Source organism: Pseudovibrio ascidiaceicola, from assembly GCF_900114245.1.
Classification (GTDB): domain Bacteria; phylum Pseudomonadota; class Alphaproteobacteria; order Rhizobiales; family Stappiaceae; genus Pseudovibrio; species Pseudovibrio ascidiaceicola.
Genome location: NZ_FOSK01000003.1, coordinates 1 through 14,983, shown reverse-complemented (window position 1 = coordinate 14,983; position 14,983 = coordinate 1). Strand labels below are relative to the sequence as shown.

At 52.3% G+C, this 14,983-nt stretch carries 14 protein-coding genes and 2 tRNA genes; 5 read left to right on the top strand and 11 right to left on the bottom strand.

The features are described 5' to 3' along the window. Nucleotides 1-7: 7 nt before the first annotated feature. Nucleotides 8-487 (top strand): carboxypeptidase-like regulatory domain-containing protein, encoded by a 480-nt coding sequence (locus BM231_RS06730; RefSeq protein WP_063298156.1) that lies wholly within the window; start codon nt 8-10, stop codon nt 485-487. 120 nt (nt 488-607) lie between these two features. On the opposite strand, the gene ilvC is transcribed toward BM231_RS06730, so the two are convergent. The 4 genes from ilvC to BM231_RS06710 all read right to left on the bottom strand — a co-directional run bounded on the left by ilvC (nt 608) and on the right by BM231_RS06710 (nt 3,751). After that, a complete protein-coding gene (gene ilvC, locus BM231_RS06725) occupies nt 608-1,627 on the bottom strand; it encodes a ketol-acid reductoisomerase (protein WP_063301472.1) in 1,020 nt (339 codons plus the stop codon). A 103-nt stretch (nt 1,628-1,730) separates the two neighbouring features. Next, a complete protein-coding gene (locus BM231_RS06720; protein ID WP_057465771.1) occupies nt 1,731-2,360 on the bottom strand; it encodes a TetR/AcrR family transcriptional regulator in 630 nt (209 codons plus the stop codon). Between the two features lie 255 nt (nt 2,361-2,615). After that, on the bottom strand, nt 2,616-3,218 hold the full coding sequence (locus BM231_RS06715; protein WP_093517907.1) for a YeeE/YedE thiosulfate transporter family protein: 603 nt from the start codon (nt 3,216-3,218) through the stop codon (nt 2,616-2,618). An 11-nt stretch (nt 3,219-3,229) separates the two neighbouring features. Then, nucleotides 3,230-3,751, bottom strand: a complete 522-nt coding sequence (locus tag BM231_RS06710; protein ID WP_093517905.1) for a YeeE/YedE thiosulfate transporter family protein — start codon at nt 3,749-3,751, stop codon at nt 3,230-3,232. 302 nt (nt 3,752-4,053) lie between these two features. On the opposite strand from BM231_RS06710, the gene BM231_RS06705 reads away from it, so the two are divergent. Further along, the gene (locus tag BM231_RS06705; protein ID WP_208860153.1) at nt 4,054-5,586 is read left to right on the top strand and encodes a hypothetical protein; all 1,533 of its coding nucleotides are present in this window, start codon (nt 4,054-4,056) and stop codon (nt 5,584-5,586) included. A gap of 41 nt (nt 5,587-5,627) precedes the next feature. Here BM231_RS06705 and BM231_RS06700 read toward each other — a convergent pair whose 3' ends face one another. From BM231_RS06700 to BM231_RS06690, 3 genes are all read right to left on the bottom strand, one after another. Next, entirely contained in the window at nt 5,628-6,008 is a 381-nt protein-coding gene (locus tag BM231_RS06700) for a ribbon-helix-helix domain-containing protein (RefSeq protein WP_093517903.1), read from the bottom strand. A 31-nt stretch (nt 6,009-6,039) separates the two neighbouring features. Beyond that, nucleotides 6,040-6,621, bottom strand: coding sequence for a DJ-1/PfpI family protein (locus BM231_RS06695; RefSeq protein ID WP_093517901.1), 582 nt, complete (start codon nt 6,619-6,621; stop codon nt 6,040-6,042). A gap of 98 nt (nt 6,622-6,719) precedes the next feature. Continuing rightward, entirely contained in the window at nt 6,720-7,625 is a 906-nt protein-coding gene (locus tag BM231_RS06690) for a hypothetical protein (protein WP_093517899.1), read from the bottom strand. 346 nt (nt 7,626-7,971) lie between these two features. Here BM231_RS06690 and BM231_RS06685 point away from each other — a divergent pair, with 346 nt between their 5' ends. Next, nucleotides 7,972-9,378 (top strand): type I glutamate--ammonia ligase, encoded by a 1,407-nt coding sequence (locus tag BM231_RS06685; RefSeq protein WP_093517897.1) that lies wholly within the window; start codon nt 7,972-7,974, stop codon nt 9,376-9,378. 73 nt (nt 9,379-9,451) lie between these two features. On the opposite strand, the gene BM231_RS06680 is transcribed toward BM231_RS06685, so the two are convergent. The 3 genes from BM231_RS06680 to BM231_RS06670 all read right to left on the bottom strand — a co-directional run bounded on the left by BM231_RS06680 (nt 9,452) and on the right by BM231_RS06670 (nt 12,796). Next, nucleotides 9,452-10,210 carry a pyridoxine 5'-phosphate synthase gene (locus BM231_RS06680; protein WP_093518490.1) on the bottom strand — a complete coding sequence of 253 codons (759 nt, stop codon included), beginning with the start codon at nt 10,208-10,210 and terminating at the stop codon, nt 9,452-9,454. 200 nt (nt 10,211-10,410) lie between these two features. Beyond that, nucleotides 10,411-11,004, bottom strand: coding sequence for an acetolactate synthase small subunit (ilvN, locus tag BM231_RS06675; protein ID WP_057465780.1), 594 nt, complete (start codon nt 11,002-11,004; stop codon nt 10,411-10,413). 19 nt (nt 11,005-11,023) lie between these two features. Further along, nucleotides 11,024-12,796 carry an acetolactate synthase 3 large subunit gene (locus BM231_RS06670; protein WP_093518488.1) on the bottom strand — a complete coding sequence of 591 codons (1,773 nt, stop codon included), beginning with the start codon at nt 12,794-12,796 and terminating at the stop codon, nt 11,024-11,026. Nucleotides 12,797-13,656: 860 nt separating this feature from the next. Here BM231_RS06670 and BM231_RS06665 point away from each other — a divergent pair. Further along, nucleotides 13,657-13,732, top strand: a tRNA-Lys gene (locus BM231_RS06665). Between the two features lie 20 nt (nt 13,733-13,752). Then, nucleotides 13,753-13,828, top strand: a tRNA-Lys gene (locus BM231_RS06660). Between the two features lie 373 nt (nt 13,829-14,201). Here BM231_RS06660 and BM231_RS06650 read toward each other — a convergent pair. Next, nucleotides 14,202-14,465, bottom strand: coding sequence for a hypothetical protein (locus tag BM231_RS06650; RefSeq protein ID WP_093517895.1), 264 nt, complete (start codon nt 14,463-14,465; stop codon nt 14,202-14,204). Nucleotides 14,466-14,983 lie beyond the last annotated feature (518 nt).

Here is a 14,983-nt window from a genome sequence, read left to right as displayed (position 1 = left end):
AGCGTAGATGATGATCCGCCATTTCGCTCGTTTTGTGATGTTTTTCGCCTTGGTTTTGGTCAGTATACCAGCGTTCTCAATGGGGGGATGTGAGGGGAGTGATGCCGTGACGGGTGCGCCTGCTGCCTCGGTGTGTGGGCAGGCGGTTGATGATCAAAATGAACCTATTGCGAATGCTCCATTGCTGCTGAAAAACAAGGATAGCGATAAGGCCATTACTGTGTTCACGGATGATCAGGGTTTTTTCAGAGCCTATAATCTTGATAGCGGTGAATATTCAATTGAGCTGCCAGAGGGTTTAGCAAAAGAGTTTTCGGTTGCTCCCTCTGATGAAGCTTTGCCTGCCAGCAGTGTTGCAAGCAGACGAGACAAGAAAACCATAGAGATTAAAGAAAAGAGCTTCTTTCAGAACATGCTCAGTTTGCAGCCTGATGCCGTTGATGCCGGGAAAATTCAGCTTGAGGTTGAGCCGAACCTGCAGAGATAAAACCGGGTGACCAGGTCTTCAGTGCATTGATCTTTATAAAAACAATCAGAGCGGCAGTTGAGATTAAATTCAACTGCCGCTCTGATTTTGTTTTATGCGTATCCTGCGATGAGGATCAGATTAGTTCTTCGCTTTGTCGACCAGCTGGCCAGCGGAGATCCAAGGCATCATTTCGCGGAGCTTTGCGCCAACTTCTTCGATTGGGTGCTCGTCGTTCAGGCGGCGTGTTGCTTTGAATTTCGCGCCACCAGCCTTGTATTCCTGGATCCACTCAGAGGTGAAGGTACCGTTCTGGATTTCTTCCAGTACGCGCTTCATTTCTGCTTTGGTCTCGGAAGTCACGATGCGCGGACCAGTCTGGTACTCACCCCACTCAGCGGTGTTGGAGATGGAGTAGTTCATGTTGGCGATGCCACCTTCGTAGATCAGGTCTACGATGAGCTTCACTTCATGCAGACACTCGAAGTATGCCATTTCTGGTGCGTAACCAGCTTCGGTCAGAGTTTCAAAGCCAGCGCGGATCAGTTCAACCAGACCACCGCAGAGAACTGCCTGCTCACCGAACAGATCGGTCTCACACTCTTCGCGGAAGGAGGTTTCGATGATGCCGGAACGGCCGCCACCAACACCGGATGCGTATGCCAGACCGAGGTCTTTTGCGTTGCCTGTTGCGTCCTGATGAACAGCGATCAGACAAGGTACACCGCCGCCTTTCTGGTATTCGCCGCGAACGGTGTGGCCTGGGCCTTTTGGTGCAACCATGAGAACGTCGATGGTGGACTTAGGCTCGATCAGGCCGAAGTGAACGTTCAGGCCGTGTGCGAAAGCGATTGCAGCGCCGTCACGGATGTTGGCTGCGATTTCTTCTTTCCAGATGTCTGCCTGCAGCTCATCAGGAGTTGCCATCATCATCAGGTCGGCGTCTTTTGCAGCTTCTGCAACAGTTTTACAGGTGAAACCGTCTGCTTCAGCTTTCAGGCGTGTTGTGGAACCTTCGCGCAGAGCGATGGTGATGCCTGCAACGCCGCTGTCCTTCAGGTTCATTGCATGTGCTCGACCCTGAGAACCGTAGCCGATGATGGTGATGTTTTTGCCCTTGAGCAGGTTCAAATCGCAATCGCGGTCATAATATACGCGCATGGTACTACCCTTTGTTTCGCCCGTGCCTTTCCCAAAGCACGTATGGTCTAGTTTTTGGTCTGCGTATCCCTGAAAAGTTGTTTCCACTTTTCGGGGATGCGCTTTAATTCTGCGCTCCGTAGAGCTGTATGAACTGTTTGACTGCTGTTTGAGCAGCCAGTTCCAAGTCTTTTGCCGATGCCTGTGCGGTGCCGCCCAGAAGCATGCGGATGTGCTGATCGCGGACGACCAGCCCGTAGAGTGTGCTGTAGGCTTCCTGCGGATCTTCGCAGTGCAGGTAGCCAAGTGTGCATCCTTTTTCCAGCAAAGCTGTGGTCTGTCTGCCAATGCGGGCGCGGCCACTCTTTTCGAGGATAGCGCCAAGACCGGTTTCAGATTTGCTGGCTTGCCCGATGGCAAGTCTGTTCAGGGCCAGAGAAACGTCGCCGGAGATGGTCTCCAGCAGGTTTCTGGCAAATTCTTCTAATGCGGCGCGCAGGCCGTCTTCGCTCATGTTTGCAGCTGGATCAGCACCCGGAATAACCTTAGAGGCCTGACGGGTAACGATTGCAGCAAGCAATCCATCGCGATCTCCAAACCACTTGTAGAGGCTCTCTTTCGAGCATCCCGCAGCACGAGCGATAGCGGCTGTTGTCAGCGCTTTTTCACCGCCTTCCACGAGCAGCTCCAGGGCTTTGTCCAGAACCGCGCGCTGGCGGTCTGTAAAGTCTGGTTGTTCTGGCTCAGTGGACATATGCGGTTCTAATTCCAGCGGTTTGGCTTGTTTGATTTTCTGTACCGTACGGTACGGTTCGGTTATGCCGTAGAATCGAAATGGATGCAACAGGAAAGTGAGGGAAAATGCAGTGTGAGCGCAACAAAATTAGGTGTCTTAGGGTGAGTTTGGTTTGATCATTTCTCATTCACGCAAAAAAATGCCCCGAAGGTCTGTGCTCCTTCAGGGCATTACTGATCTGAACAAAGGTCAGTTCAGTTGGGGGCTCTTAAATTATGCATGTGCAGCATTTGAGCTGGCAGATGCATCGTTGTTCTGATCCATGCCACGATCCACTTTCCATGGGCGGTACATTTCCAGCGCAATCATGACTACGACGAGGGCAGCTGCGGTGATGAGGCCGAGCATCCAGAAGGGCAGGGATGGGAACAGATCTGCGTAGGTGATCTTGCCAAGGCTGCCCATGTCCAACACGCCGTCAATGAGGGATTTGTTGTAGCCATAAAACGCTGCACCCATGATGCCGCCGATGATGGTGAGCCATGCGTCTTTGTAGCCGCGGCCAATCTGGGCGAAGACTGTACCGGGGCACGCGCCTGCGATGGCTATGCCTGCACCGAGGATAGTACCGCCGACGATGATGTTGCCAACAACAAAGCTTTTCGGGTGCAGCTCAGCAAGGCCGAGTGCGGTCAGGCCAGAGAGAACGACCAGACCAGTTGCTGTTGCTGCAAGGAACATTTTAAGCATGGTGTAGTCTTTGAAGAGGAACTGACCGATGAGCACGCCGGGTTCCATGACGCGAGACTTTTCCAGTGCGACACCGAAGATGATGCCCATGGTGAGGCCGAGGATAACAAGCCAGAAAATTTCCATATGACCTCTCCTTAGGATGCGCGTTTGTAAAGAAGATTGGCGGTGACGATGCCACCTGCGAACATGGCTGCAACAGCAACACTGGAGCCAACGCCAAGCTGAGCAAGACCTGAGATGCCGTGGCCTGATGTGCAGCCGCCTGCGATGCGGGCGCCAACCAGCAGAACGAAACCGCCGATGAAACCTTGCAGGAGGCGGGCAACTGGTGCCGAGCTTGCGCCAATGTTCTTCCAGCTGGCGGATGAGAAGCTGGCTTTGCGGCCACTTGCTTTGTAGGAAATCAGCGCACCAAGAGCGATGCCGATGACCAATGCGCTTTGCCAGAAGTACTTGTCCTTGGACATGTACTTGGCGAAGTACTTGATCTCCGTGATGCTGGAATCAAACAGCGAGAAGATGAAGCCGGTGCCGGTGACGAAAGAGGATGATGCCCCCAGCGCAGTATCAACCAGCAGAAATGCCGGGATTTGCAAGAGCCCAATAATTATGCCCGCCAGGTAAGGGGACCAAACGTTTTGCCTGAGAAGATCCAATTGATTGCCCTCCGATCTCTCCTTAATTTAGTATATTAATATATGCTAATAAACTAATATACAAGAGGGATTTGTAGGGGAAGCGTGATTTAGATGAGCTGAATGAATTTGTTCTTCCAGCAAGATCATCCAGATATAACGCAATAGTTTCATTGGTGTTGGTTAGGTTACCTGTTGTTTTCTGGATGAACATCCATCTGCATTTCAAATATATGAAATATGGAATTCATAGTCCTACTATTGGTTATTGTGAGACCGGCGTTTTCCTTCAGGATGTAGTTGCTTTGCATTCGGGAGGGATGATGTCTTTATTTGAGTATAAAGGGAATGATGCGCGACAGCTCATGTCTGATGCTTTGGACTTGATGCTTTATAGTTATCACGGGTTGGATGATGCGCTTGGGAGTGCGTATCAAGCCAACGGGTTCTCGCTGGGAACACTGGTCGGAACTCTTTGGGGAACTGAAGATCAGGCCGGATTGTTGAGCGGAGAGAGTGAACAAGCGGCACGCGACAGGATTGAGGAGAAGGGATGGACGGTCCTTTCTGCTGCTGATCTTGAGTATGATGGAGCAATCGTTGATCACAACGGGACGTTTCAGGGAGAGACGTTCAAGTTCAAAGATGCTCAGGCAGACGTGTTGGCCAAGTATGATGATCAAGGCAACATCACGCAGGTTGCGCTGGCGTTTCGTGGAACGACGGGGACATTAGACAACATTGTTACCGACACGATTGGGGACGTGATCGACTATCTTGAGTTCTTCAAGGATGAACCGCATTACGTGGAAGAGGCATTTGGAGGGCTGCTTGCTGCGCTGAAGGACTTCATGGTTGGGCATGGTCTGGATGGCAGTGATCTGGTTGTGACGGGCCATTCGCTGGGTGGCGGGGCTGTTGCCAACATGGCAGAGCGCAGCAATGACTGGCTGGATGGCTTCTTTGTAGATGCCAACTACATGGCGTTTGCGAGTCATTATACGCCTGAGGACGGAGCTGCTGTTCTGGACAGCGGGGCAGAGCTTTTCAGCTTTGATCTGGAAAATGATCCGGTGCCCTCGACGATCTCCTCTGATGGTCTGGATCTGACGGGCAATGATACGGACTATGGCTACGACACCAGTAATATCGTCATTTTCAACGATTGGTATGATACACCGCTGTTTTGGGATGGCGGCGGTTTGCTCAACTTACCGAGCTGGTCGGCGCACCTGCCGTTTAATTACAGCACAGCATTCAATGCGATCAATGCCTCCGAGTTCTATGGTGAGATGAGCCGTGACAGTGTGTTGATCATCTCCGGGCTTTCTGATCAGAAACGTGATGATACGTGGGTTGAGGATATTCAAATTCCTCTCGATTCAACCGGTCATCACGGGCAGGACGCCTACATCCTTGGTTCCGCCTCCGATGACTTGCTGCGTGGGAACGATGGCGATGATGCGTTGGAAGGGTTTGCAGGTGATGATCATCTGCGCGGGGAAGATGGCAATGACCGGCTGCTCGGTGGTGCAGGAGATGACATTCTGGAAGGTGGTGACGGCAACGACGTATTGCGGGATGGTGCGGGCCGTGACTTTCTTGTTGGAGGAGACGGTGCCGACACGTTCTGCTTTGAGGATGATGGCATGAAGGATGTGATTGATGACTTTGACGTTGGCGAGGACACCATTGATCTTTCCGCTGCCGGTGTAAGCTCATTTTCGGAGTTGGATATCAACGAGACTGTTTTGGGAGGATGGATCACCATATCCTACGGCAATGATGTGCTCGAGGTGGATACGGGATGGTTGTTCACTCATAGCCTAAGCGCCGAAGACTTTGTCTTTGCGTAGTAGCGAACTGGCTTCCCTTGCTTGTGTCAGGTGAGGGGAGCCTAACTTGTGCCGGTGACTGCCTGCTGTGATTTGGCTCGATAGGCACGTTCGTTCTTCAGTAACTGAGGAGCATTGAGGGTGCTGATCGGGACGGATTTGTCTTTCGGGATATCCTCTGTCACCTGTAGCGAGAGATAGCGGAGACAGCACACGCGCAGGAAGCTGGTGAAATTGCCCAAGTCATGTCCGGCTTCAATGGATTCATTGTGCAGGCGTGTCAGAAGCTGGCCAACGGACATGTCATCACGCTCAGCGATTTCTTCAAGGATGGTCCAGAAATAGGTTTCCAACCGAACACTGGTCACCATGCGGTCAATGCGAAGGGAGCGTGTGGTGCTCTCCCACAGGTCAGTATCTGCTTTGATGAAAAGCTCGCACATGGTCCCCTCCGCAATTGTCTAATGCCGCTGCTTAAGCATAAGCAGGCTGGTTCAACAGGGCAAGGAACTGCTTGAGCCATGCTGGATGAGCTGGCCATGCTGGCGCCGTGACCAAGTTGCCATCGGTGACTGCATCAGCCACGTCAATGTCAGCGAACTTACCGCCGGACATGGTGACCTCTGGTGCGCAGGCTGGATAAGCAGAGCAGGTTCTGCCCTGTAACACGCCAGCTGCAGACAGAAGTTGTGCGCCATGGCAGATGGCGGCGACCGGTTTGTTCTCTTTAAAGAAATGACGCACCATGTCCAGAACGGCTGGGTTCAGGCGCAGGTATTCTGGTGCACGGCCACCGGGAATGACGAGTGCGTCATAGTCCGCCGGGTTGATGGCGTCAAAGCTGGCGTTGAGTGTGAAGTTGTGACCGCGTTTTTCGGTGTAGGTCTGGTCACCTTCAAAGTCATGGATGGACGTTGCGACGGTGTCGCCTGCCTTTTTATCCGGGCAAACGGCGTGAACATCATGACCAACGGCGCCCAAGGTCTGAAATGGTACCATGGTTTCGTAATCCTCGGTGAAGTCACCGGTGATCATAAGGACTTTTTTGGCAGACATGTTTCCCTCCCAGATGTGGCTGCGAGGGAAACCTAGCAAGGGATGAGGCTAAGCGGGTAATAGCGTATTACTACATAGCTCAGCCTCATCCTGGAGGTTTAGTCGACTTCGTTGGTTGAGAGGGAAATCCAACGTTTCAACTCAGGCAAATCGGAGCCTGCTGCAGTGCGGTCGTTTTCCTGCAGTGTTGTGGTGCCGAACTGGAAGAATGCGCCAAAACGGAACTCATGGACGGTTGGCTCGTCAGACTCATCCCCTTTGATCTGGAAGTCATGACCGTTGTAGGACGCGCTGAGACCAACTGGCAGAGCAGTGAAGCTTTGCTTGAACTCTGCGCCCCAGCTGAAGATGTTCACTTCGCCGTCGCGTGCATCGCTTGGGCCTGGGCGATTGTAGCGATCTCCGGTGACGTAAGACAGAGAGCCAGTCAGCTTGGTGTTTGGTGTAAAGTAGTAGCTGGCACCACCGCGTGCAAACAGGCCGTTGTCGATGGTCTCGTACTGATCATCGTCACCATCCAGGAAACCAGCCTGACTGAATAGGGTGATATCCTGAAGGTAATACTGGCCTTCAAGGCCGATGAACTGGAATGTCTTGTTGGACGTGTCGTCGCCACCGTCAACAGTTGCGCCGCCACCTGCGAAGACGCCAAACAGGCCTTGCTGTGGGTCTTTGTAGGCGAAGTGGACTGCACCCAGACCGTCGCGGAGGGTGTTGTCGCCGTCTTTGGTGTCGAACTGATAGTATTCGATGTCACCATCTACCTGCAGGCTGAAATGCTGGAAGAGTGGGATGGCGTAGGAGCCGTAAAACCCGAGTGTTTCCGGTTGATGATCTTTGGTGTCGACCTGATCAGACTCAAGGTATGTGCGACCCACATTGACGCCGACGAAACCGCCTGCGTTGAGCTCTAACGGAGCCTCTGTCTGATGGGAGGCTTCCTGCGCACTGAGGGGATGTGCAGCAAGGGCCATAGGGAAGGCTAGGAGGTATAAATAGCGCATGTTTCTATTATTCTTGATGGGGTGTCCTTAGGGAATGTCCAACTTAGCAGAAATCCGTATCCCGACAATTTTTTGGCAATAAACTATTAGTTATCTCTACGAGTGTTGCTGATCTGCACAGTGGGTTTAGGCACTATTATTTTCATCATTTCATGGGGTTGATGTGATTTTTGTCGATTATTTGCGTTTGGGTGCCTGTGTATCAATTGTACTGCCTAGGTAGTCTTGATGCTTTACTTGCAACTTCTGCGGATAAGGGATTTAGTTTAAAGGTCGCCAAATTCTTCCACGCTTTGCAATCTGCGTTGACTTTAAGGTGCTTGGTACATCTTGGAGTAGATCAGGCATGATGACGTTTTCAGAAGAGCAAGCCGCCTCTAAGGAGGCGTTGGCCAAGCAAATCGGGCAGTTGAAGCAGCGGGGCGTACATTCGGTTATCACGCAGGTTCCGGATATGAACGGGCTTTTGCGGTGCCGACTTCGGCCTCTGGATGGGTTGGAGAAGGGATGTTCCACCAATTCTTCGCTTTACCTCATCCCTCACGGTGACGGGCAGCCGGCAGGTGAGCAGATCTACGAGTCTCCGCATGTCTGGTATCATACAGGCTTTGGCAACTTGCACAGTTTGGCAGATGGTAACACCCTGTGCCAACTGGGGTGGCGGCCTGAGGTCTCTGAGGTTCTGCTCAACTGCTATGAACGGGGTGGAGAGCGCTTTTCACTGGATGTGCGCCGCCCGTTGGCAATGCTGGAAGAGAAACTTGCCGAGCTGAAGTTCACCATGAAAGTTGGGATGGAGTTTGAGTTTGGGATCTTTCACTTTGACCGTGCATTGGTTGAGGCAGGCGAGCATCATAAACTCAAGCCGTTTGGTCATTCACTGCAATATGACTCGGTCAATCGTGATCCGGATTACATGGATCTGATGGAAGCGTTTCGGGTGCGTATGGACTCGCTTGGCATCGGGGTGTCCTCAATGGAGAGTGAGATTGGTTGGGGCATGTATGAGGTTGCCTTGTCGCCAACCTCGCCGTTGCAGGCTGCTGACAATGCAGTGCGGGCACGTCATCACCTGAAAGAGCTTTGCCGGGAGCATGATCTGATTGCGACTTTTATGGCGCGTTATCAGCCGATGGGGCAGGATTCTGCGTGCGGAACCCATGTGCACATCAGCCTCTACGACGAGATGGGGCACAATGTGTTCTATGATCGGGAGGCGGTGTTGAGTGAGCGGGGAAGGTTCTTTGTAGCGGGGCTTCTGGCGCAAATGCAGGCGTCTCATCTGGCGTTCCGGCCAACCATCAACTCTTATCGGCGGCTGTCGCGGTTTACAGGGTGTCCTGAAGAAGTGTGTTGGGGAGAGGAACACCGGGTGAGTGCGGTGCGTGTGATTTCCAGCCCTGATCCGCAAGCGATCCGTTTGGAGCATCGGTGTCCTGGAGCTGATACCCATCCGCATATCATTGTGCCGTTGATTGCCGCCGCTGGGCTAGAGGGGCTTCGCAAGAGAGAGGAGCCTCCGGCGATGCTGATTGGTGATCCGGGCAAGGATGAAACCTTGGAGAAGCTGCCTCGGTCTCTGGAAGCGTCATTGGAACTCTTCCGGGAAAGTGACTTTGTGAAGGAGGCATTGGGTACGTCGCTAGCGGATCAGTATGCGCGTAGCCGGGAGAATGAGCTGAAGGCGTTCAAAGCGTGGATTGAGAAAGACATCACCAGCTTCGAGTTTCTGCGGTATTTTGAAGGGGTTTGAGCTCTGTAGTGGCCTACAAAAAAAAGCCCGCTGTAATGGATCACAGCAGGCTTTTTCTTAAACTCGGTGGCTCTTATAGCTCTACAGGCTCGCCGAGAGCGTGGCGGAAGCGGCGGACGCTTTGGGTGAAGCCGTGTTCCAAGGCATCGGCGGTGAAGCCGTGGCCAATGGAGACCTCTGAGATGTATGGTACGCGCTCAATCAGAGCTGGCAGGTTTTCAACGGTGAGATCGTGGCCTGCATTAACCAGAAGGCCTGCTGCCTTTGCAGCTTCTGCGGTTGCAACGACTTTTTCCAGCTCGACCTTTTCTGCTTCCTTGTCAGAATGACAGGCACCGTAAGGGCCCGTGTAGATCTCGATACGCTCAGCGCCTGCTTCAGCTGCAAGAGCTGGCTGGCTTGGGTCCGGGTCTACGAACAGGGAAGTGCGGACGCCCCAAGTCTTTGCCGTGGCGATCACATCTTTCAGGAGGTCCATGTTTTGGGAGAAGTCCCAGCCGTGGTCTGAGGTTTGCTGGGATGGATCGTCCGGGACAAACAGAACCTGTGTCGGGCGGGTTTCTTTCACCAGTTCCATGAAGCGCTCATCCGGGTAGCCTTCAAGGCACAGCTCTTTGCCATGCAGCTCTTCGCGCAGCATCTTGGAGATGTCTTCAACATCGGTGCGGCGAATATGGCGCTCATCCGGGCGAGGGTGCACGGTGATGCCTTTGGCTCCTGCATTGAGAGCGAGGGCCGCCAGATGCGTAACGCTTGGCCACGGAACGTCGCGGCGATTTCGCAGAACTGCTACAGCGTTTACGTTGACGGATAAGCGGCTAGGCGTCTTCATGGGGCATACTCTTTTTTGAGTCAGAGCATGTTGCTTTTGTGCGTTGTGCTCTGACTTTTTTTGTTCTTCACGCATCCTTACCCGAAAACCGGTTCCCACCTGTCGGGGATACGCTCTAGATTATCAAAATAAAACGGCGTCTTCACAGACTTGCAAAAGACGCCGCTCAATATCAATAGGACAAAATTGTCCTCTAACTGTTAAATTTCATCCTGCAGGTCTTTGAGACCTTGAGAACCGCGTGAAAGTGCGGCAACGCCTGTACGTGAAACCTCAACAAGACCGAGTGGTGTCAGGATTTCGATGAACTGATCGATTTTATTGGTGCGACCTGTGATCTCGAAAACGAAGTGATCGATGGTTGCATCAATGACAGTTGCTCGGAAAGCTTCTGAAAGGCGCAGGGCTTCCAGACGTTTCTCGCCTTCACCACGCACCTTGATCAGGGCGAGCTCACGCTCAAGCGGCTTTTCCTGATTGGAGTTGCGTGCTGCAACGGTCAGGTCGCGGACGATATGCACCGGTACAAGGCGATCCAGCTGGTGGCGGATCTGCTCGATGATCTGAGGAGTACCTGTGGTCACAATCGTGATACGGGAAACGTGTTTCTCGTGCTCAGTTTCAGAGACGCTGAGACTGTCAATGTTGTAGCCACGGCCAGAGTACAGGCCAATCACGCGGGCAAGAACACCAGGTTCGTTGTCTACAATGATAGATAGGGTATGTGTTTCGAGGACATCGCTGGTTTCGGCTAGGAAATAGGCCGATAGAGCGTCTGTTTTCTGTGCGTTCATAATGGTTCTCCCAGCTTACCTATACCAATGACTTGCCAGCGGTGTCGATGGCGTTTGCAACGGCTTCATCAGTTGCTTCATCTGGCAACAGCATTTCGTTGTGCGCTTTGCCTGATGGGATCATTGGGAAGCAGTTGGTCAGCTGAGCGACGCAGCAATCAAACAGAACCGGACCCGGTGTCTCAATCATTTCCTGAATGGCGTCATCCAGTTCACCCGGTTTGGTAACACGAATACCTTTGCCGCCGTAGGCTTCTGCCAGTTTTACAAAGTCAGGCAGGCTTTCAGTATACGAGTGGGACAGGCGGTTGCCATGCAGCAGCTGCTGCCACTGGCGAACCATGCCCATGTAGGAGTTGTTCAAAATAAACGTTTTAGGTGCCAGACCGTGTTGAACGGCTGTCGACATTTCCTGAATGTTCATCAGGATGGAGGCATCGCCTGCAACGTTGATACACAGCCCATCTGGATGGGCAACCTGTGCGCCAATGGCTGCTGGCAGGCCATACCCCATTGTGCCAAAGCCACCTGAGGTCAGCCAATGGTTTGGCGATTCAAAGCCAAGGTACTGGGCCGCCCACATCTGGTGCTGTCCAACCTCGGTGGAGATGTAAACATCCTTGCGGCCTTTGATGGCTGCGTTCAGACGCTGCAATGCGTACTGAGGCATGATGACATCGTCGCTGTGGCGGTAGGACAAGCAATCCCGCGCACGCCACTTGGCGATCTGTGTCTGCCATCCCTTCAGCTCTGGTTGAGAGCGGAAACTGGAGGCGCGCCAGATGCGAACCATGTCTTCCAGAACGTGAGCCACATCGCCAACGATCGGCAGATCAACATGGACGATCTTGTTGATGGAGGATGGGTCGATGTCCACGTGGATCTTGGTGGAGTTCGGTGAGAAGGCGTCCAGACGGCCCGTGATGCGGTCATCAAAGCGTGCACCGATACAGATCATCAGATCACAATCGTGCATGGCCATGTTGGCTTCATAGGTGCCGTGCATGCCCAACATGCCGAGCCACTGGTCGCCAGAAGCCGGATACGCGCCCAGACCCATCAGGGTGGAGGTGATCGGGAAGCCTGTCTGATCCACCAGCTCACGCAGCAGCTGACTTGCAGCCGCGCCGGAGTTGATGACGCCGCCGCCTGTATAGAAAACAGGGCGTTTGGCTTTTGACATCAGCTCAACAGCTGCGCGAATGGCAGTCATGTCGCCTTTCAGCTGCGGGCGATAGCTTTTGTGATTGCTTGGGTTTGCTTGCGGACCTTCATAGGTGCCGGTGGCAAACTGAACATCCTTTGGAATATCGACAACAACAGGGCCGGGACGACCAGATTGTGCAACATAAAATGCTTCATGGAGAATGCGAGGCAGATCATCAACGTCCTTCACCAGCCAGTTGTGCTTGGTGCATGGGCGGGTGATGCCAACGGTGTCACACTCCTGGAACGCATCAGACCCAACGAGGTTGGTTGGTACCTGACCGGTGATGCAGACCATGGGGATGGAGTCGAGCATGGCGTCTGTCAGGGCAGTCACCATGTTGGTTGCGCCCGGACCAGAGGTCACCAGAGCAATGCCGGCTTTGCCGGTAGAGCGTGCATAGCCTTCAGCAGCATGGCCTGCGCCTTGCTCGTGACGGACAAGGATGTGCTGGATCGCGTCCTGCTGGATCAGCTCATCATAAATGGGTAGAACTGCACCACCAGGGTATCCAAATACATGTTCCACCCCGTTGTCCTTCAGCGCCTGGAGAACCATTTCAGCGCCTGTCATCTCCCGTTGCATCATCAAGTCCTTGTTGCCTGTATCTGCTCGTTTTGCCTGATTGAAGGGTGTGCAATCAATCCGACTGTTTGTTTTGCAGAGGTGCTCTTTTAAACATCACTGCGAATTAGCCATAAAAAAAGGAGCCGTTTGGCTCCTTGTGCGCGTCTAACCGTTCCGAGTGAGCTTGCTCACTCCGGCGACGCGCGTCCCACCACGATAAGAAGAATTGAAGTTTGCATTTTGGTATTGGGAGCCTCAGGGCTCCACTCTCCCTTAACATAATTCCAACCGTGAAAGAGATTACCGCGCTTCACCATTGAATCGCTCAGGTAAACTCTGAAATTCGGGGAGAGATTAGGCTTAGATACGTAAAAGCGTCAAGTGGCTTCTTCTTAATGTTGCGCCGCAAAGACCTCTCGTTTTCTTGAGTTATCTGCAACAGTCAGCGTGCTTTGCAGAAGTTGCGTCACGGAAAGTTCTACTCGCTCTGTTTGCATTGGCTTTTCTAAGCGCAATTGTTGCGCTTGAGCGAACCCGCAGAAATACGGGATTTTGCAGTGCGATGATGGTGGAGCGACTTTAGCTGCAGTGCACGCCTGTGATTGCTAAGAAGATTTGAGATAGACCGTGGCAGGGAGATCTGTGAAAATTTTGCGTTGGACTAATTGATAAGAAGGCAGTTTTGCGAAAATTGCGGTGTTTTTTCGCGTTTCGCACTTCTGAATTGTGTTTGTGCTGCGAAAATTCGTAGATTTGCATAGGTTAGTCTGGGATAAGTTTACTTTACACAAGACATTTTCGAAAAGTTGCACGTAGGGCCTTGCGCTCTCGCAAAAGGCTTTATATACACCCGCCATCGCTTCGGCGGGAAACGTTTTGGGTGTATAGCTCAGTTGGTAGAGCAGCTGACTCTTAATCAGCCGGTCTAGGGTTCGAATCCCTATGCACCCACCAACAGACGTCTCGTGTTTAGTGAGCCCGTAGCTCAGCTGGTAGAGCAACTGACTTTTAATCAGTAGGTCCACGGTTCGAACCCGTGCGGGCTCACCATTTAACCTCATGGTATATAAAGAGGTTTAGCAAAGCTCCCTTCCGGGAGTTTTTTGCTTTTGAGCTTTGTGTCAGCACTATGTAAGCAAATGAGAGTGTTTGAAAGCGCAATTTCACCTCTCTTAGTTCCTACAAATACCCTTTCAAATTAATTCTGGAAAAGCTGTTAATGTCGTCAGTATGCAGGCTTCCCATAAAGTTAGTGCCTTAGAAAGCTGTCAGAGAACTGTTGCTTGTCGTCAGAGCGCAATTTCAGTGCCTTTGATAAAGGGCATATCTGCTTGAGGCAAAGATCAAAAAGGGCCTGAGAAGCATCACGCTTCCCAAGCCAGAATAGTCCGCGAGAGGCAAAACCTCTCTTCATTCCGTATTTTTAGTCTTTGGAGATTTCCAGCGCACAAGGTTCGAGCAGCACGGAAATCTTCTCGCTACTTCCCTGCACATCTTCAATGTGATTGCGCACAGTATCAAACAGCGTCAGCAACGCTTCATATTCCTGTGTGTGCTCCATGCGTTCACTCAGAACCACACTCATGGAATAAACCAGATTTTTGAGGTGGTTGGTTGCTAGGCTAAGCTGGTCCACTTCATTGCGAAGGGATGTATGGGCACATTTCTCTTTACCAGTATCAGTCATTACGAAGCCCTCTTCGTTGGCTTGTTGAACAAACCACTCGACAGAGAGCTTTCGACAACCCACTGGCGAGCGGGAGGTTCGAAACCTGACGAAGACAGTCGGGTTTATTCCCCTGCAAAGGGTAATTTATTCATCGCCCTCCCGCCCATAAGCGAGAGTTTGCGTTTGGAGAGCTAGCTCCAGACACAAAAAGACCGCAGAAATGGCTGCTGTGCCGCATCGCCGAGGTTCCGATGCCGCAGGATGGCATGTGATGATTGATGCAAGGTGTCAATGCAAGGCAACTGAATTCCTCCACAATCCCATAGGATTAGCGGGATAAAATGTGAGAACAGCAACAAGAACCTCAATACCAAGCCCTCGCGAAAACCACATAGCCGCTTGCACCGTGGTCTCGAACTACCCGCAGGCAAGCAAAGGCCCAGGAAGGACCCATGATGTTTTGAAGAAGAAGAGATTGGATCATATCCAGCCTAACGAGCATTTGCCGCCCTTTAAGATAGCTAAAGTCAATACCC

Excerpts from the sequence above, each read along its gene's own strand:
- BM231_RS06730 (WP_063298156.1), top strand. The coding sequence starts at position 8 with ATGATGATCCGCCATTTCGCTCGTTTTGTGATGTTTTTCGCCTTGGTT.
- ilvC (WP_063301472.1), bottom strand. The coding sequence starts at position 1,627 with ATGCGCGTATATTATGACCGCGATTGCGATTTGAACCTGCTCAAGGGC.
- BM231_RS06720 (WP_057465771.1), bottom strand. The coding sequence starts at position 2,360 with ATGTCCACTGAGCCAGAACAACCAGACTTTACAGACCGCCAGCGCGCG.
- BM231_RS06715 (WP_093517907.1), bottom strand. The coding sequence starts at position 3,218 with ATGGAAATTTTCTGGCTTGTTATCCTCGGCCTCACCATGGGCATCATC.
- BM231_RS06705 (WP_208860153.1), top strand. The coding sequence starts at position 4,054 with ATGTCTTTATTTGAGTATAAAGGGAATGATGCGCGACAGCTCATGTCT.
- BM231_RS06700 (WP_093517903.1), bottom strand. The coding sequence starts at position 6,008 with ATGTGCGAGCTTTTCATCAAAGCAGATACTGACCTGTGGGAGAGCACC.
- BM231_RS06695 (WP_093517901.1), bottom strand. The coding sequence starts at position 6,621 with ATGTCTGCCAAAAAAGTCCTTATGATCACCGGTGACTTCACCGAGGAT.
- BM231_RS06690 (WP_093517899.1), bottom strand. The coding sequence starts at position 7,625 with ATGCGCTATTTATACCTCCTAGCCTTCCCTATGGCCCTTGCTGCACAT.
- BM231_RS06685 (WP_093517897.1), top strand. The coding sequence starts at position 7,972 with ATGATGACGTTTTCAGAAGAGCAAGCCGCCTCTAAGGAGGCGTTGGCC.
- BM231_RS06680 (WP_093518490.1), bottom strand. The coding sequence starts at position 10,210 with ATGAAGACGCCTAGCCGCTTATCCGTCAACGTAAACGCTGTAGCAGTT.
- ilvN (WP_057465780.1), bottom strand. The coding sequence starts at position 11,004 with ATGAACGCACAGAAAACAGACGCTCTATCGGCCTATTTCCTAGCCGAA.
- BM231_RS06670 (WP_093518488.1), bottom strand. The coding sequence starts at position 12,796 with ATGCAACGGGAGATGACAGGCGCTGAAATGGTTCTCCAGGCGCTGAAG.
- BM231_RS06650 (WP_093517895.1), bottom strand. The coding sequence starts at position 14,465 with ATGACTGATACTGGTAAAGAGAAATGTGCCCATACATCCCTTCGCAAT.